The sequence below is a fragment of the Pseudomonas sp. Irchel s3f19 genome (assembly GCF_900187555.1).
Lineage (GTDB): Bacteria > Pseudomonadota > Gammaproteobacteria > Pseudomonadales > Pseudomonadaceae > Aquipseudomonas > Aquipseudomonas capeferrum.
Genome location: NZ_FYDW01000005.1, coordinates 195,590 through 212,659 on the forward strand (window position 1 = coordinate 195,590; position 17,070 = coordinate 212,659).

A 17,070-nucleotide genomic window follows, 5' to 3' on the forward strand; every position below is an offset into this window, starting at 1 on the left:
CTGTATGGATGAACAGGTGCTAGGCTCGCCGTGCTTTGTGCACAGAGCGGGAGCCTTGGCTGGGCTTGCAGGTATGGTCTGCGGGTTCGGCGGTCAGCAGGGATGTTGACGCATCCCCGGTGGCCGCTCTCTTTGCATGAAGCCTTCGAATTATTAGCGGGCGCTTCCTGATACCCGTTTTGCGATCAAGGCATCGTGCTCCCGGGAGCACTGCTCACCGGCGATCCTGGCTCGGTCATAAGCCTGCGCCAGCTCTCGATTCGTAGCGACAGACCGGTCGAGCAGGTCGGAAAGCACCATGGCGGCGCGGGTGGCTGCCTGGCCTCGGCCGATAGCGGCGGTATTCGTGGCGGGGCAACTGACGGTGGCAGCGAGCTTGGCACCTTCGTCGCGCAGCCGCTGGCCAGCAGCATCGGCGCCAGCAGCGCCAGCATCAGCAATCGTTCTTTCTTCATACGCTTTTATCCTCGCCTCTTGCTGCGCGTCTGCGCTCCGGTGTTCTTCCTGGCGCGCCGATCGTTCGCCGATGACCTCGGCCAAGCGGTCGCCGCTGTCCCGTTGCGCTGATACCTGAGCGCCCTTTGCCCGCTCTACCGAGATGCCGTGCTGGTACGCACCCCAATGGGACGCCAGAAGCACAAGTACCGTGGCAGCAGTAGCAGGCCAAGCACTCATGACAAAGCCCGCCGAATACCCTCATCAATGATCATCGACGGGTACGGGTTGCCTCCGTTCTCGTGAATGATGATGCCGAGCACCATCCCGCGCAGCGTGGCCGGATCTTTGATGTCGATCGGGTCAGCGGCCCGAACGCCCAGGCGCTTGGCCACAGCCGCAGCGTAGGCCTGGGTGTCGTTCTCGCTGCTCGGCGCCCAGCGGTTGACGGTTTCGAGCACGGTGTCGATGCCCTTCCCGCCCACGCCGGGCATCCCGTCCTTGCCGCGGTAGTTGATCAGCAGCTTGCCCAGGGCACGAATGCCGTTTTCGGGATGGTCAAATCGGGCGAAGCGCGGCTTGGCGACTCCCTCTTCCAGGCCGAGCTGGCCCTGCCAGACATTGCGCGGGTTGTAATCGATGTTGCCAGGGTTCTTGTTGCGGACTCCACGTGGTGTGGTCATAGATTTTCTCCAGATACAAAAAAGCCCGCACTGGGCGGGCTTTGTGAATTCGTTATTAGGGTCAGTTCTGCTTGTACATTTCGAATATCTTCTGCGCGTACAGCGAGTGACCATAGTCATTCGGATGCCACATAACGCCGGCGGATGTGCCGAGGCCCTGTGTCCCGAGGATCGCCGCAATGTCAGAGACTGACCTGAAGGGGATCCGCTTCAAGGCTGCGATTGAGCGCATTTCATGGTCGATTTTGACTTGGTCGGGAGGGTAGATTCCGTTCGACTCCAGCGCTGATGGATACCAGGGGCCGACCGCGACAACCTTTGGATGGCTGCTCATCCCTTTGGCCATGTCCAGAAGGCGGCCGTAGTCAAAGCGAAACTGGTAGACATCAGCCTCAGCGTCGTCGTGCTCCCCAAGCTGGATCACAACCAGGTCTGGTCTCGTATCCGCAACGTTCCCAAAGCCCTGAATGCGCTCGGCAATGCTCCCGCCGCCCCCATAGGTATGATAACAACGGACAACTGGTTGGCCTCGATCCTGTTGGATCAAGCGAGATACTACGCCGGCAAAGTCCATCTGGTCGCTGGTTGCAGCCATGCCGGAAACGTGATCCCACCCAAGGTCACGAATTGTCCCCTCGTTGACAGAGTGCCGGGTGATGCTGTCCCCAATGAACAGGATGCGGTATTGCCCCGGCTCCGGCGCTGGACATGCGATATGGTCATCCAACTGTGACTTAGGCCCAGCGAAGCAGGCAAAGCTCAAACCCAGTGATGCAATAAACACAGCGGCGCGCATCATCAACTCCTTTTTTCGATGCGCGCAATATACACGCGTTCCTGGCTGCAATGGCCAGACTCTGATCATGCTAAGCAACAGTGGAAGGCTGCTCGCCAGCATCAGCTGCGGTAACGGTCACCGTAGCTGAGTAACGTTTGAGGACCTGTGCAGTTCTCACGAGCGCAGTTGGCTGCTCCTCCAGCAGATTGCGTGCTGCGGCGTCTGCCTCCTGCTCGGTGACATACTCACTTTGATGGATAGGGTCAAAGTTGTTGCTGGTGTTGATGACGATATAGGGCATGAGTTTTCTCCAAACAAAAAAATACCGCCTAGTGGCGGTTGGATTGATTGTAACGTTGAGTCAGACCGGCAGATCCGGCCAGTCGATCGTTTCGGGGAAACCGGGTTGGCCAATTAGACGATTGAGCGACACACGATAACGCTTCCAGGCTTTCAAGGCGTTGATTTCCCCAAAGGTGGCGTCGTCCAAATCCACCGCATCCTGCAGCGGCGCGATGGCCGTATCCGCCAGCGCCCTCTGCTGGGCTATCTTAGCGATAGCAGAACTTCGCTCTTGCTGGCTCGCCGCCAGGGATTTGTCCTCGGTTGTCACCAACTGGCTCCAATCGATAGTGGCATAACCCTGGACCGGTACAGGCCGGTCGGCCTCTGGGATCGGCAGTGCGATCTGGCCATCAGCCGGCGAAACAATGTCGTGCGGAAAACAGGCCTCTTGGGTAGCGTCGATTGGGATAGGCAATTGCAGGACAATCAACAAGTCGCCACCGAAGCGTTCGATCGGAGCAATTATCCAAGGGCACCGGGTTGCCTCATTAGGCAGCGTGGCGCCGTCGGGCAATCGCGAGAAATCCAGGGTCAATCCATTGATAATCAGGCTGTCGCCTTGCTTGTAGACCGTCAATGCAGACGGGGAAACCGGCACAAATGGGCTGAGCTTGATTCGCATTAGAACCACCTGCCAATGGCGAAATATTGGTACTGCATATCAGAAGTCGTAGCCTGGCGATATGACCAAGAGTCTGCCCCTACGAGCGTTGTCGTCGCACTCCACCACACACCGTTGTAGGCCTGCTCACCAATCGCGGATTGGTTGCCGCTAACCCCTACTGAGGTCAAAGCGGAAGCAAGCACTTTAGGCGAAGAGACAAAAGCAGCCGGCATTGTCGCCCTAGCTGTGGCCTGGGAGCTCAACGCCTGTTTGGGTAAGGTGATGACTCCCCAACAGACTTGCGTACCGTCGGCAAAGCGAATGAAATCACCGTTAGAGTTCGACCCCTTCTGCAAAAGTGCACCCGTTGGCACACCTGCAGTTTGACTGACGGTTCCGAGTACATTGGACTTGAGGTATGCCGTAGCGATTAAACTATACAGCTCATCGAAGTTTGCAATCGCCTTCACCCACGCGCTCCGTCGGTCGTCCCCTCCCGCGCCGGTGGGCGCGGTGCCGAGATTGATTGTTTGCTTGGCCATAGTATTCCTTGCTAAAGAGTTGGTCGGGCGGCGAACAAAGTCCGGCCATTTGGATCAACTGGGTTAATGCCGCTGTAGTTCTCGGTATAAGCCTGCAGCATATCCCGCCTACCATTGAGAAAACCCGCAATGGTAGGCAGCCAGGGAGTAGTAGTCCCGGCAGGCACATACGTTGGTGACAGGAGTGCATTAGCTAAAAAGTAGTCGCCCACATTGTTGGTCCAAGGCATTTGACAACTAGCCGCATAGTAACCAATGCCAACGATTGGACTTCCTGCTACAACAAATGATGTAGTTGTCGGCTGACTGTTCAATCGAACAACGTTATTCGTGGATGTGAATATGTCCACCCCCGACGCATCGCTTACTTTAGAGCCATACGCTCCCACAGGCAGCGGACTGGCCGAGTAGCTACCCACGAACCAATCCACTTGCATCGCCTCCAGCCATACGGGCCCGAAATCAGGGTGCATGTACTTGGCGACTCGCCAACCCGTCCAGTTGCCTGGCTGCCCCTGCACATAGAAGTTCGAGAGCATCAAGTGCCCCGGGCCATTCACGAACACCAGCGGTCGCTCGTACGTCGTGATGGGCGTCGGAAAATCATACCCATTGAGGAATGGCTGATCCCGGTTGGCCCACGAAGGGAAAGTGAACGAACCCTGATACATCACATTCAGGACGCGGTTCACCGAATCAATCTGTGACTGGAAAGCGTTGTTTACTGAGCGGATCCCGTATTGGCCCGAGGCCAAAAAAGGAGCGCCACCACTCGACAACACCAACACTTGCCACGTTTGGTTGAAGCCGCGCCTTATCGTGAGCTGGCCCGGGGAGTACCAGGCCTGGGGTGACCAGTTACTGGCAGGGTCGGTCACCGGTGCCAGCCGATCCACCACCACAAAGGAATCGCTCTTGATCTCAGGTACCGAAAAGGTCTGCTCGAAGCTACCGTCGCACGTCACCTGGAGCATCTTCAGCGAGCGAATCGGCGTGCTTCCGGTGTCGAGCGTAATCCTGGCGGACGCATCCTTTGTCCGCAGTCCGTAGATAGTGGCCATCAGGTCAATCTCCCCACCGCTACACGCTCAACACCGTTCACGTCGTACACATACAAGCCGCCGTTGTTCAGAAGCGTTGATCCGGCAGCATCCTGTCCGCGCACGGTGAATGAACCGGACGCCAGATTGATCTCTATCAGCGGCAAGCCTTGGGCGTTAACCGCCTGAGACCGAAGCGTCATGCCCACGATCAGGTTCTGAATGAATGCCTGGTTGATCAATGCCGAGTTCAAGAACAGCTGGCCATCCTGGAACACGAACAAGCTCGCCTCTGGCCCATTCAACCCGTTGATGATCGCCACGCGGTCAGCCGACAGCAGGATCTCGCCAACCGCCCCATCACTTCCTTGAATGATGCCGGTGGCCACCTTCTTGCCGTTGGCATTGGTCTCGGTCTTCCAGGAAGACATGGCAGACACCTTGCCATCGACACCTGCAACCACTTCACTCACCTGCTGCACCGAAGCATTGGTCTGCCCCATCTGCGCCTGGACGGTTTCGACCTGCCGTCCTATGGCAATGCCGTCCTCGATCCGGGCCGATTGCTCGGTCCAGACACCCACTAGGCCGCCCGTTGCGCCGGCTAGGCCGGTGCTATCGCCTTCCATTTCCGGGTTCACCTGAACATACAGCCCGTCCAGGCGCGTGGCTGCCGCAGTGATCGCGGAGCCCTGCTGCTTGACCGTCGTGTCCATCTGGCTGATGGCCGATGCCTGGGCGCTGTTCACGCCTTCGGCACCAGTGACTCGGTTGGTCAGGCTGAGCAGGGATTGGCCTTGGCTGGTCAGCGTGGTGCCCTGCTGGGTCACCGTACTGCTCAGACTACTGATGGCATCCGCATTCGCCGCATCCGCTGCGGTCACCCGACGAGCCACGATGTTGCACCAAACCGACCGGCCACTTCCGTCCGCTGGCTGGATCCGGCTGACGAAGCGCGCCGTCACTGCTGCTGCCGGCGCCGTGACCCGACCCGTGAAGGTTTGAAACCCTCCGCCCGCTGAGAAGGTGAAGCCGTTCAAATAGCCAAGGTTGGCCCCTGCCTTATCGAAGAACTGCATCTGCAAGTTGCCGGTTTGACCGGCGGTCATGTAGGCCCGGTATACGTCAGCAGACAGGTCGAACTGATCGCCACCCGCAACGCTCACGTTTGCAGCCAGCCCGCAGAAGCTGTTCGCATAGAAGGCGATGCCCTTGCTGGCCGATGGGTGCACCGACAGCCCAGCGATCCCTGGGCTCCCTGTCCACGGGTCGATCAGACCATCTTCGAACGTGCCGCGCAGCACCAGGTTATCCGGCTGCTGGCTAATGGAAGCTTTCAGCTGGGTGAGCGCTGTGCCTTGGCTAGTCAGCGTCGTACCTTGACTGGCCACCGTGTTGCTGAGCGACTGCAAGGCAGATGCATCAGCTTTGGACGCTACTTGCGTCAGTGCTGACTGCGCTGCCGCGGCGGCATCGGTAGCCACCTTGTCTGTCACAGCCGCCCAGGCGCTGCCATTCCACCGTTTTGGCGTGTTGGCATTACCGGTGATGTCGATCCACAGGTTCTCAGCTTGCCGATCAGCAACAATCGGGGTGGCCGTCTGGTACAGCACCTTGCCCTTGCTGCCCGCCAGATCAGCAGCCGCCTGTGCCGCCTGTTGGGCGGTGCTGACGTTGCCATTCGTGGTTTGCAGGCCGTTGGTCAGGTTGGTGATGCTGCTGCCCTGACTCGACAAGGTGTTGCCCTGGTTCGTCACCGTGGTGCTGAGCGCCTGCAACGCCGAGGCATCCGCCTTGGTTTGAGCAACCGCCAGGGCGTTGGCCGCTGCCGCTGCAGCATCCGTGGCCGCCTTGTCACTGACCGCCACCCAGGTACTGCCGCTCCAGCGTTTCGGCGTATTCGCGTTGCCGGTCGTATCGATCCAGAGGTTCTGGGCCAGGCGGTCGGCCACATCAGGCGCCGCCGCTTGCACGATCACTTTGCCCTTGCTGCCGGCCAGGTTCGACGCAGACTGCGCTGCCTGCTGCGCCGCAGTGACGCTCTGGTTGGTGGCCGCCAGGCTGTTGCCCAGGCTGGTAATCGAGCTGCTGGCCGAGGACAACCCGCTCTCGGTCTGCGTTACTCGAACATCCAGCGCCTGGTTGGCCGCCGCCAGCGCGCCAGTTGCACGCGCCGACGGCCCTGCCACGAACGGCGAAGGGACGTCGCTCTCGCCCACCCGCTTCTCGACCATGATCGAGTCCACCACCATCGAGGCGCTGGCCGCGGCGTGGCGGTTCGGGTAGATCAGCAGGCCGACCTTGGTGCTCACCGTGATGGTGATCGGGAACGTAATGCGCGTGCGTTCCGTGGTGTACGGCAGGGTTACCGATCGAGAGGTTACACCGTCGTACAGGTTGGCCATCACCGATCCGGCCGTGCCGCCCTTCACATACATCGACACCAGGTAAACCCCGGGCTCAACACGGATGTTGTAGCTGGCCTGGTTGTTGGCCGGGGCCATGACGATGTAAGAGAACAGGCTATCGGTATCAGCACGTAGGGAGTAGCCGAAACCGGAATCGGCTTCGGGCACGGACACACCCGTCTTGGTCAACAAGGCGCCGCCGGTCACCGGCAATGTGGTGGACGCCAACCAGCTGTACTCACTGTCGAGCAGGTTGGCGCCGTTGCCAGCCAGATTGCCGATCGAAGCCTGCAAACCGGTGAGCGCGTTGCCCTGGCTGGTCAGCGTATTGCCCTGATTGGTGACGGTGTTACTCAGTGTCTGCAGCGCGGAGGCATCGGCTTTCGTGGCCACCTGCGCCAAGGCGCTGGCTGCCGCTGCCGCTGCATCTGTTGCCGCCTTATCAGTCACCGCTACCCAGGCCGAGCCCGTCCAGCGTTTGGGGGTGTTTGCACCTCCTGTGGTGTCGATCCAGAGGTTTTGCGCCAGGCGCTTATCAGCCGCCGGCGCAGCGGTGCCATAGATGACCTCGCCCTTGGCACCAGCTTTATCAGACGCCGCCTGGGCGGCCTGCTGCGCGGTCGTCACGTTGCCGTTCGTGGTCTGAAGGCCATTGTTCACCTGGGTGATGCTCGCGCCCTGGCTGGTCAAGGTGCTGCCCTGATTCGACACGGTGGTGCTCAGCGTCTGCAGGGCCGACGCGTCTGCCTTGGTCTGAGCAAGCGCCAGGGCATCGGCTGCGGCGGCTGCCGCGTCCGTTGCAGCCTTGTCGGTCACCGCGACCCAGGCGGACCCGGTCCAGCGCTTAGGCGTATTGGCGTTCCCTGTTGTGTCGATCCACAGGTTCTGTGGAAGTCGATCCGCTGTCGCCGGTGCCGCCGCCTGGATGATGACCTTTCCCTTTCCTCCTACAAGGGCGTTGGCAGCATCGGCGGCCTGCTGTGCCGCAGCAGCGTTACCGGTGGTGATCACCAAGTTGCTGTTCAGCTCGGTCAGGGCCTGGCTCTGACTGGTCAGTGTGGCGCCCTGCTGGGTGACCGTGCTGGTGAGGTTGGACACCGCATCAGCGTTGGCCGTATCGGCCGCCGTGACTCGACGAGCGATGATGTTGCACCACAGCGAACGCCCGGTACCGTCCGCTGGCTCGGTGCGGGTCACAAATCGGGCCGAGACCGCACCGTCTGGCGCAGTGATGCGACCGGTGTTCGTTTTGAACCCCGTACTCGCCGCCGGTACCGCGAACGCGGTGAAGTAGCCCAGGTTGACGTTGGCCTTGTCATAGAACTGCATCTGCAGCCGGGTGGTCTGCCCCACCGTCATGTAATTCGGCCAGATGTCCGCAGAAAGGTCGAATTGCTCGCCACCCCTGGTCAGGACATTCAAGCCCACACCGCAAAAGCTGTTGTTGTAGAACGCGATGCCTTTGCCCGCCGACGGGTGCGCCGAGATGTTGGTGATCACCGGGTCGGCGGTCCAGGGATCGACTAGGCCATCCTCGAAGCTGCCCCGCAGGATCAGGTTGTCGGGCTGCTGACCAATCGAGGCCTTGAGCTGGGTCAGCGCGGCGCCTTGACTGGTCAGGGTGGTGCCCTGGCTGGACACGGTGGAGTTCAGTGCCTGGAGCGCAGAAGCATCGGCCTTATTCGCCACCTGCGCCAGCGCACTGGCTGCGGCTGCAGCTGCATCAGTCGCCACCTTATCGGTGACGGCCACCCAGGCGCTGCCGTTCCAGCGTTTGGGCGTATTGGCTGCACCGGTGGTATCAATCCACAGGTTCTCGGCCTGGCGGTCGACAACCGCCGGCGCCGCCGACTGATACAGCACCTTGCCCTTGCTACCGGCCAGACTGGCCGCTGCCTGCGCCGCCTGCTGAGCCGTGGCAACGTTGCCGTTGGTGGTCTGCAGGCTGTTGTTGAGCTCTGTGATGCTGCTGCCCTGGCTCGACAGCGTGTTGCCCTGGTTGCTGACGGTCGTGCTGAGCGCCTGCAGTGCCGAAGCGTCGGCCTTGCCGGCCAGCTGCGACAATGCCGACTGAGCGGCCGCCGCGGCGTCGGTGGCCACCTTGTCCGTCACAGCCATCCAGGCAGTGCCGTTCCACCGTTTTGGGGTGTTGGCATTGCCGGTGGTGTCGATCCAGAGGTTCTGCGGAAGACGGTCGGAAGCGACCGGGGCAGTCGCCTGCACCAGCACCTTGCCTTTGCCACCCGCCAGCGTGGCCGCGTCCTGGGCGGCCTGCTGGGCGGCGGTGACGTTCTGGTTGGTAGTGGTCAGGCTGCTGCCCAGCGCGGTAACAGCCGAGGCGTTCGCCTCATCCCCACTGATCCGCGCGGTACGCTCATCCACGACCGAAGACACCGAGGCCGACGGCGCGATCTGGCCGACGGCAATCCAGTCGATCTCGAAAACATCCCCTGCGGTGCCGCTGATCCACAGGTAGAACCTGGTGATCGTACTGTCCGACCAGTCGCTGCCACCATTGGTGAGCTGCGACATGTCCCACTCGAGCACCATGGTCTGCCCGACTGCCAGACCAGGGTTCGGGATGATCTTGTTGTACGCGGTCGACGAGCCGTGCCCGGCCGTGGCGTAGGACACCTGGCCAGTCCAGCCGCTCCCCGCGCGCCGGGTGATCCGGCAACGGATACGGTCGTGATCCCGACCTTTGATCGAGACAACCGGAGCGTTGAGGTACGCGCCAGCGCCGTCGTTCGTGACGATCAAGCGGCCGTTTTCAACCACCAGCGTGCAGCGAGTACCAGACCAGCCCTCAGTGGTGGAGGCAAAACCGTAGTTCAACGTCGAGTCAAACCCTCCGGATTCGGCGCGCAGCGTGGCGATCTGGGAGGCCAGGGCCGAGTCAGCATTGGTCCGTGCCGTGGTCTCGTTGCCGATCGCGACCGAGTTCGACGCAGTGCTGGCCGCCACGGTGTCGATGCGTTGGCCGAGCGCATTGTCCGCATTGGTGCGAGCACTGATCTCGGTCTGAATGGCCGAGGCGTTGTTGCCAGTCGATGCGGTGACTGTATCGATGCGCTGACCCAATGCGTTGTCGGCCGACTGCCGAGTCTGCGCCTCACTGGTGATCGCCGCGCCGCGAGCCTGGGCTTCAGACAGCAGGCCCTGTGCGCGGGCTGTGGCTTCGTCGCCAATCGCCTGGGTGCGCGCTTGGGTTTCGACGGCAATCGCCTTGTTGCGGTCCACGACCTCAGCCGAGATGGCCTGGGTTCGAGCTTTCGTCTCTGCCGCAATGGCCTGGCCACGAGCGGTTGCCTCAGCTGCTATGGCCTGGCCGCGGGCCGCCGCTTCAGCGGCAAGACGTTGGGCGACAGACCCCGCCTGGGTCGGCGGGCCGGAGATCAGCGAAACCTCCTGGCGCAGCGCCGGCGCAAGCTGCCCCGCCTCGACCTTGTCCTTGAGCGCATCAAGCATGGTCTTCACGTCAGTCGACGTGGACGCCACCACCTTCAGGAAGGCGCTAACGCCATAGGCGTTCTTGGCGCGGATGAAGTAGGCGTAATTGGTGGCGAAGGCCAGGCCGGTATGGCTCAGCGTCAGGCCCTGGCCCAGGTATTCACCCTGGGTGGCCTGTGGGTTGCTCGAGTAGAAGTACTCGTAGGTGCCGCCGTTCAAGCCGTGCTGCGGGTTGCTCGGATAAAGCGTGATCGTGTCGATAGTGGCCTGTACCACGCACGCTTCCGGCACCGGTGGGCCATCGATGTTGACGGTGATGCTGGCTTCGCCCGAGCGGGTCAGCGGCCCCAGGGCGGCCACGCTCATGGTGTAGTTGCCAGATGGCAGCCCAGACAGGGGCAGTTTGAGCGTCGTCGCCGGCACCTGCTGCGCCTGCACTGCTGCCGTGCCCTGGCGCACCGTGATGGCATATGCGGTGACCACGCCATAAGGCGCGACCCATGCCAGGGTGCCTTGGACGACCTCGGCATTATCTTCGGTCGACCAGGTGACACCGGTGGGGCTGCCCAGGCCACCCGTTGGCAGGCTGATGAAGCCAATCGGGTTGTAGGGCTGGCCCACGGCGTCGTCGAAGATGGCCGGTTCGTTCTGCGCAACTGAGACACTGCAGCCGCTGTCGGCGCTCATCGACCAGTCGGTGACAATGAACTCGCCAATGATGTTCAGCGACGGCAGGTTGACCTTCACCGAACGGCCTGGACGGCAGTTGTAGCCCATGAAGTTCATGGGGATCGACAAGGTGCCGCCTGCGCGCCGACGGCGCAGCTCGATGTTGGCCAGGCGCTGGGCCTGGTAGGGATTGCTGACGTAGGAGAACGACAGGGTTTCTGCCGCTTCACCGCCGTCGGCAACCACCCACTCGTTGACCGACACCTCAGGATAATCAGTCTCGGCCCACGCCTGCGCCGGGTCCACGAAGGTACCGCGCACAGTATTGATCGCCGAGTCATTGGACGGCTCAGTGCTGCCGGTGACAGTGCCGATCACCATGTCCTCGGTGATCTCGAAGTCATACGGGCCGTAGTAGGCACCGACCTGCAGCATCCACCGGCCACCGACACGGATCAGCTTGCCGCCGCATGCCGACTCCAGCTTCTGCATCACCTGGGTGCGCGACTCGTCCGCGCCGATGACGCAGCCGGAACGGTACCGCGCCGAGCTGCTGCCGTCTGCGTTGGCCAGCATCTCGTCGCACACGCTTGCACTGCTGGCAAAGCTCGGGAACACGATCTCATCATCCGGCACGCCGCAGCGATTACGCAGGAACCAGAGGATGTGCAGCGCGGTGTTTTCGCTGTAGCCAGTGGTGCGGGTGCGGGGATCGTAGATATCCCGGCGCCCGCGGAGCACGAAGCGCACATCCGGGATGCCGGACGGGTACTTCTCCGCGCTGTACTTGAACGACACCCGCACGAAGGACAGGCCACGGCCGATCTGCGTGTCGCGCCAGTCCGGGCTGTTGGCTTTCAGGAACGCATTCACCTGGCCCGGGTTGGTGACCAGTTCGTAGGACGCGAACTCGCCATAGGTCTGGATCTGCTCCTCGCCCAGGAAGATCTCCTCCAGGGCATCGATCTCCCCCTCCGACAGCACATAGACCATGTGCAGCCATTCGCCGTCGGTCTGATCGCCGGCCTGCTCCTGGCCCCAGGCCAAAACGCCGCCGGTGCTCACGCGCCCCAGCACATAGCGAGCGGCCGCCTTGGACGAGCGCAGGGTCTGGCTGGACGGTTCACCCGTGCGGAGTGAGCCGGTATCAAGCTGGTCCTGCTGCGAGGCGACGTAGAACGCCAGCGCAGCACCCGCCAGGGCGCCCAACGGGCCACCCTGTACGAAGCCAATCACCGCCCCGACGGCGATCTGGGCAACTTTACTGACTGCAGAACTCATTCAACTCTCCACACCGTCAACGGCTCACACTCGATACGGCACACCCCGTCAGGGGAAACCGACCAGAATTCATCTGCCCAGAACACCGCAACGCCTCGGCCATTGGGGCCGTCGTACAGGGCTATGTCGCCCCGCTGGATCAGGCCAGGCTGGATGCGGGCAAAGCAGGCGTCCCAGGCGCCCTCCAGTGAGCCGTGCAGCTTCCTCAGCAGGCGCTTGGCGCCAGCTTCGGATGCGTAGCGGTCCCGGTAGGCCTCGGCAGGATCGACGCCACACACCGCCAGGGCGCAGTCGGCGGCAAACAGGCAGCAGTCAAATTCGCCCCATGAAAAAGGCCGCTCGATGGCGGCCTTGATCGTGTTGGCAAGCTGTGTCGTCCAATCGCGCTTTCGCATGGTCACTTCTCGTAGGTGAATTTCGGCGCATCCTTGGAAGCGCCCCAATAGATGGGCCAGTCGGCGATCTGGGCGATCGCGAAGAAGAAGCGGTCGTCCTGCCGGCGCGCGCGGTGGTTCTCGTCGGTCCAGCGCTCGGTACCGGTTCGGTTCCACTCGGCCATGCGGTCGATCAGAGGCACGGTGATGCTGTTGCCCTCCTCGCCGTTGCCCGCGTAGGAGAACTTGGCGGCATCCATGCGCCCACTGAACAGAATGTCAGCGCCATAGGTGCCGTCCTGGTCGAACACGACGAACATCAACTTGCCGTTGCGCCCCCTGCATCCCTTAAGCGAAGTCTCGGTGATGATCTGGGCGTCTAGGCCGTTGAGCGTAAGGTCCACCGACATGGGCGATCCCGAGTTGCTGCTCTCCTGCGACTGCCCGACCGCGCCGAAGCTGCCGACGCCCTGATAGGTGATGCCGTCGATCACCAGGTCGCCGGTCCCGGTGTGCGCAAAGACCATCCCGTCGGGGAAGTCCAACTGGCAGGCGTAGACCGCCATGAAGTTGCCCTTGGCGATGATGTCGACAACTGTCTGGCTGAATGGGAAAACACCGGTGGCCATCAGAATGCCTCTCGAAATTGCAGGGTCGAGTTCGAGACCACCGGCTGGGTGGTCCATTCGTTGGTGTCGTCCATGCGGCGCATCTCGCAGTAGGGGTTCTTGTACTCAACCGCACTGCCGGCCGGGATCACCTTGCGAATCCGCTTGTTCACGCTGATCAGCGCCTTGCCAGCGGCGTCAGAAAATGCGTTCTCGACCACCTCAAACATCTCGCCTTTGATGGTGATGAGGTCGCCCCTACTGAACACTCGTCGGCTGGCCAGCATGCCCTGCAGCTGCATGACGCTGGCCTGAGCAATGGCCACAGCCACCGCTGGCGCGCCGATATTGTCTGTGCGCGTCCGGGTGAGATACGGGATGTGCACCGTGCCAAACATGCCGTGCAGGCGGCCAAGCAGCGATGTCAGCTGGCGTTCATCCTCTTCGTACAGGAAGCCAAAGGTCATGGTGCACTTCCAGTAGGATCCAGGCTGAGCCACGATCTGCTGGGCATTCGACAGCGAGGAAGTGAACCCCCGGTTGTTGTAGACGACGCCCCAGGTGACCTCAGTGGGCTCCAGGTCCTCGGGCCATTCCTCCGCCATTGGGTCACTCCAAAAAGAAAGCCCGCCGAAGCGGGCCGAGCCTATTTACCGCCGCTGCAGCATCTGCCGCCCGGCGCCGTTGGTCTTGAAGTCTCGGAGCATCATCTCGTAGCCGCCCTTGGCGCCGTCCTGGGCAACCTGCCGGACCTCCTCCTTGGTCAGCGAGCCAGCACCTCCGCTGAAATGGAAGTGCTGCGTGATGCCGCCAAAGGAGATCGAGGACTCCCCGCCACCTCCTCCAGCGCCAGCGGCCATGACACCGAGAGAACCATCCGGCCCCCGGTGAAGAGGCAGGATTGCTTCAGGCCCGGCCTCTGCGAAGATGCCCGCGCCCTGGGCAAAGGCGAACACCTGCGGGCTGTCATACACCCCGCCGGAAAAGGCAGACAGGCTCGGAGAGTCGTACACGCCACCCTTGGCATTGGGAATGACTTCACTGAATCCGGTCATGGTTCCTTGGCCTAGCGCCGAGCTGCCGCCGCTGAGGAAGCTGAACGCCGAACTCAGGAAACCAGCAGCCGCCTGGCGCACCTGGATGCGGATCAGGTCTTCGATGATTGCGTCCGCGAAGTCCTTGAACGACGCCTTACCGGTCTTGATGAACTGGACAATGCCATCCTCAAGGTTGTTGAACGCATTGGTGAACAGATCTTCGGTCTGGCCCGCAACATCGGCAGCGCTGTCGAGGTAATTCTCAAAAGCTGCCGAGGCGCCATTACTCCAGTCAGACTGAGCAGCGTCGATCTTAGTGAAGGTGTCTTCCTGAACCTGCACCAGCTTCGCGCCATACTCCTGCCTCAAGGCGATCTGCTTTTCGAGCTCCTGTCGCTGTTTCTCGTTAGTGGCCGTGGCCAGTTCGTCGCGCAGCGCCAGGATCTTGTTGTTGTTTTCCTGCTCAAGCGCCAGGCGAGACTGAGCACGACTAGCCCGCTTGTCTCCCATTCCAACTGCAGCAGCGGCAGCGTCGCCCTGCTGCTGGGCGATCGCCAACTGACGCTCAAGGTCGGCCTGGTACTTCATCGCCCGCGACAGGCCGGTTGAGGCTTGGACCGCAGTGTTGAACTGCTCGGCGAGTGCTCCAATGGCTTTGCCGTATTCCTCAGTTGTGATTTTCTTCTGCGCCAGCAGTAGATCAAGGTTTTTGGTCTGTTTCTGAAACTCATCAGACGCAGCGCCTACAGGGTCGTAAGCCTTCTTCAACTGCTGATAAGCGGTCTCTGCTTCCTTCAGTTGCTGATTCAGCTTCGTCTGCGCAGAGGTGGCGTCTTTCGTTTCCTGCTTGGCGCCCTGGTTGGCCTTCTTCTGTGCCTCGATCGCGCTAGCTGCCGAAAGAATCGCCTGGCGGTCGGTCTCGGTGAGATCGGCGTTCTCGGCGATGTAGCGGTTGGCGATCTTCATCGCGTCGCCATTGTCCTGCAGGCCGGCCAGTTGCTTCTGCAGCGTTTCCAAATACGTCTGGCCCGCCGAACTCATACCGACCTTGGCGGCATTGTTCGCCTGGGTGGCCGAAGTGTTCGCATCGGTGACACCGGTGAGAACTCGCAGGGTTTCCGCGATCAGGCTCGATCGCTGATCGGCGTCGCTGACGGCTCCAGCCTGGGTGATCCACTGCTGCACCGTGCTGGCCGGCAGTTGAAGCCGTGTCGCTACCTCCTGCAGCACGGGCGATAAACCCTGTCCAGACGCACGCGCCTCATTGAGGCGGTCGATCAGGCCTTGGTATTCAGCCAACTGCCGGTTGTACTGGCCGCCAGAGTCGCGCGCCGGAGCCGTTACCACAGCCGACCGGATGGACTGGGCCAGGTTGCCATAGGCGTCCTTGACCTTGTCGGCGGCATTGACCTGTTCTTGCTGCCACTTCACCAGCGAGGCTTCGCGCTGGTCCTTGTTGAGCTTGGCGAACTCTTCTCGCAACTGAGCAACCGGCTTGTGCAGGTCGTCTAGGCTGACGCCCGCTTGGTCGGCGTTGTCGCTGAGTAACAGGAAGCTGGCCGCTGCGGTACCGGCGAGCAATGCCAATCCCATCGGGCCGCCGAGTGCCGACAGCAAACCACCGGTGGCGGCACGTGTCAGGTTGGCCTGGGCAATGGTCAGCGCCTCGGTGGAAGCCGTGAGCGCCGCCTGTTTTGGCAAGAGCTGGGTCTGAACCAGATTGAGCCGTTGCAGGCCTGTCGCGGCAGCTACCGAGGCCTCCGCCTGCTGTACCTGCGCCTGGGCATAAATGCGCTGTGCTTCAGCGCCTCGCAGTGCTGCCTGGGCGTTCTGGACCTCCGCGATACGCTGGGCCAGGGCGGCCTTTAGCGCCATGCCAGCCTTGGCGACATAGAGGGTAAGAGCCGCAGCGCCCGCCCCCCCCATGGCGACCGCCACCAGATCAACGTTGTCGGCCAGGGCGATCAGCACGCTCGACAGGCCCGCGACTGCGCCGGTCCGCTCCTCCATGCCACCCAGAAAGGTCTGAGTGGCGTTGCTGATGTTCACCATCGCGTCCTGCACGCTGGTGGACATGTCAGCCGCAGCCTTGCGGTTGACCTCCACGGTGCGCAGTAAGCCGGTGTTGATGTCATCGAGCGACAGTTTGCCCTGGACACCGAGCTTGCGGATCTCTTCGGCACTCTTGTCGGTGGCGGTGGCGATCGCGGTGACGATGGTCGGCATGGCGTCCTGAATGGACACCCACCCATCGGCCTCAACTTTGCCGGTCTGCAGCGCCTTGGAATAGGCATCCAGCGCGGAGCCGGCCTTGTCGGCGGCCGCGGCGTTGGTCACCAGTAGAAAGCTGAAGCTGTCGGTAATGTCCAGCGTCTGCTGGGTGTTGAAGCCCAGGCTGCGCATGACGTCTGCAGTGCGGATGTACAACTCTTGCGCTTCAGCCAGTGGCCGGTAGGTTTCCTGAGCGGTGCGAAGCAAGTGCTCCTGCACGCTCTGGTACTCACCAGCGCTGCCAGCGGCGGCCTTCATGCGATCGGACATCTGCCCATAAGCATCGACCTGCTGAATGATGCCGCCAATCAGCCCAGCGCCAGCAACCGCAGCGAAGGCTCCACGCATTAGCGCGCCAGCGCTATCAGCCGCTGCACCCGCCCTGTCAAAAGCCGAATCGACAGTGGCCAAGTTGCGGTCGATCGCCTGCGTGCTGCGCGCCACCATCTGGTCAGCACTGGCCAACTCGCGGCGTAGCTGGGCGGTGGTCGCCTCGATCTGAACAAGCATCCCCTGGACTTGTTGGTCTGCCATGCTTTTCTCCG

The 17,070-nt window shown here is 61.8% G+C and carries 12 protein-coding genes; all 12 read right to left on the reverse strand.

What is annotated here, in order from left to right; translation table 11 throughout:
* Window positions 1–153 precede the first annotated feature (153 nt).
* Complete coding sequence (locus CKW22_RS14920; RefSeq protein ID WP_095064304.1) at window positions 154–675, reverse strand: DUF2514 domain-containing protein; 522 nt, start codon at window positions 673–675, stop codon at window positions 154–156.
* Entirely contained in the window at window positions 672–1,118 is a 447-nt protein-coding gene (locus tag CKW22_RS14925; RefSeq protein WP_095064305.1) for a structural protein P5, read from the reverse strand. Before CKW22_RS14925 ends, CKW22_RS14920 begins: the two co-directional genes overlap by 4 nt.
* A gap of 61 nt (window positions 1,119–1,179) precedes the next feature.
* On the reverse strand, window positions 1,180–1,914 hold the full coding sequence (locus tag CKW22_RS14930) for an SGNH/GDSL hydrolase family protein (RefSeq protein ID WP_160015185.1): 735 nt from the start codon (window positions 1,912–1,914) through the stop codon (window positions 1,180–1,182).
* A 70-nt stretch (window positions 1,915–1,984) separates the two neighbouring features.
* Window positions 1,985–2,197: a hypothetical protein gene (locus CKW22_RS14935; protein WP_095064307.1), complete on the reverse strand. Its 213-nt coding sequence runs from the start codon at window positions 2,195–2,197 to the stop codon at window positions 1,985–1,987.
* 60 nt (window positions 2,198–2,257) lie between these two features.
* A complete protein-coding gene (locus CKW22_RS14940; protein ID WP_095064308.1) occupies window positions 2,258–2,863 on the reverse strand; it encodes a tail fiber assembly protein in 606 nt (201 codons plus the stop codon).
* Entirely contained in the window at window positions 2,863–3,387 is a 525-nt protein-coding gene (locus CKW22_RS27860) for a hypothetical protein (protein WP_256577298.1), read from the reverse strand. Before CKW22_RS27860 ends, CKW22_RS14940 begins: the two co-directional genes overlap by 1 nt.
* An 11-nt stretch (window positions 3,388–3,398) precedes the next feature.
* A complete protein-coding gene (locus CKW22_RS14950; RefSeq protein WP_095064309.1) occupies window positions 3,399–4,448 on the reverse strand; it encodes a hypothetical protein in 1,050 nt (349 codons plus the stop codon).
* Window positions 4,448–12,235 carry a DUF1983 domain-containing protein gene (locus tag CKW22_RS14955; RefSeq protein ID WP_095064310.1) on the reverse strand — a complete coding sequence of 2,596 codons (7,788 nt, stop codon included), beginning with the start codon at window positions 12,233–12,235 and terminating at the stop codon, window positions 4,448–4,450. Before CKW22_RS14955 ends, CKW22_RS14950 begins: the two co-directional genes overlap by 1 nt.
* Window positions 12,232–12,630: a hypothetical protein gene (locus CKW22_RS14960; RefSeq protein ID WP_095064311.1), complete on the reverse strand. Its 399-nt coding sequence runs from the start codon at window positions 12,628–12,630 to the stop codon at window positions 12,232–12,234. The genes CKW22_RS14955 and CKW22_RS14960 overlap by 4 nt, the downstream gene beginning before the upstream one ends.
* A 2-nt stretch (window positions 12,631–12,632) precedes the next feature.
* On the reverse strand, window positions 12,633–13,238 hold the full coding sequence (locus CKW22_RS14965; RefSeq protein ID WP_095064312.1) for a hypothetical protein: 606 nt from the start codon (window positions 13,236–13,238) through the stop codon (window positions 12,633–12,635).
* Window positions 13,238–13,822, reverse strand: a complete 585-nt coding sequence (locus CKW22_RS14970) for a hypothetical protein (RefSeq protein WP_095064313.1) — start codon at window positions 13,820–13,822, stop codon at window positions 13,238–13,240. The genes CKW22_RS14965 and CKW22_RS14970 overlap by 1 nt, the downstream gene beginning before the upstream one ends.
* Window positions 13,823–13,867: 45 nt before the next feature.
* The gene (locus CKW22_RS14975; protein WP_095064314.1) at window positions 13,868–17,059 is read right to left on the reverse strand and encodes a phage tail tape measure protein; all 3,192 of its coding nucleotides are present in this window, start codon (window positions 17,057–17,059) and stop codon (window positions 13,868–13,870) included.
* Between the last annotated feature and the right edge of the window lie 11 nt (window positions 17,060–17,070).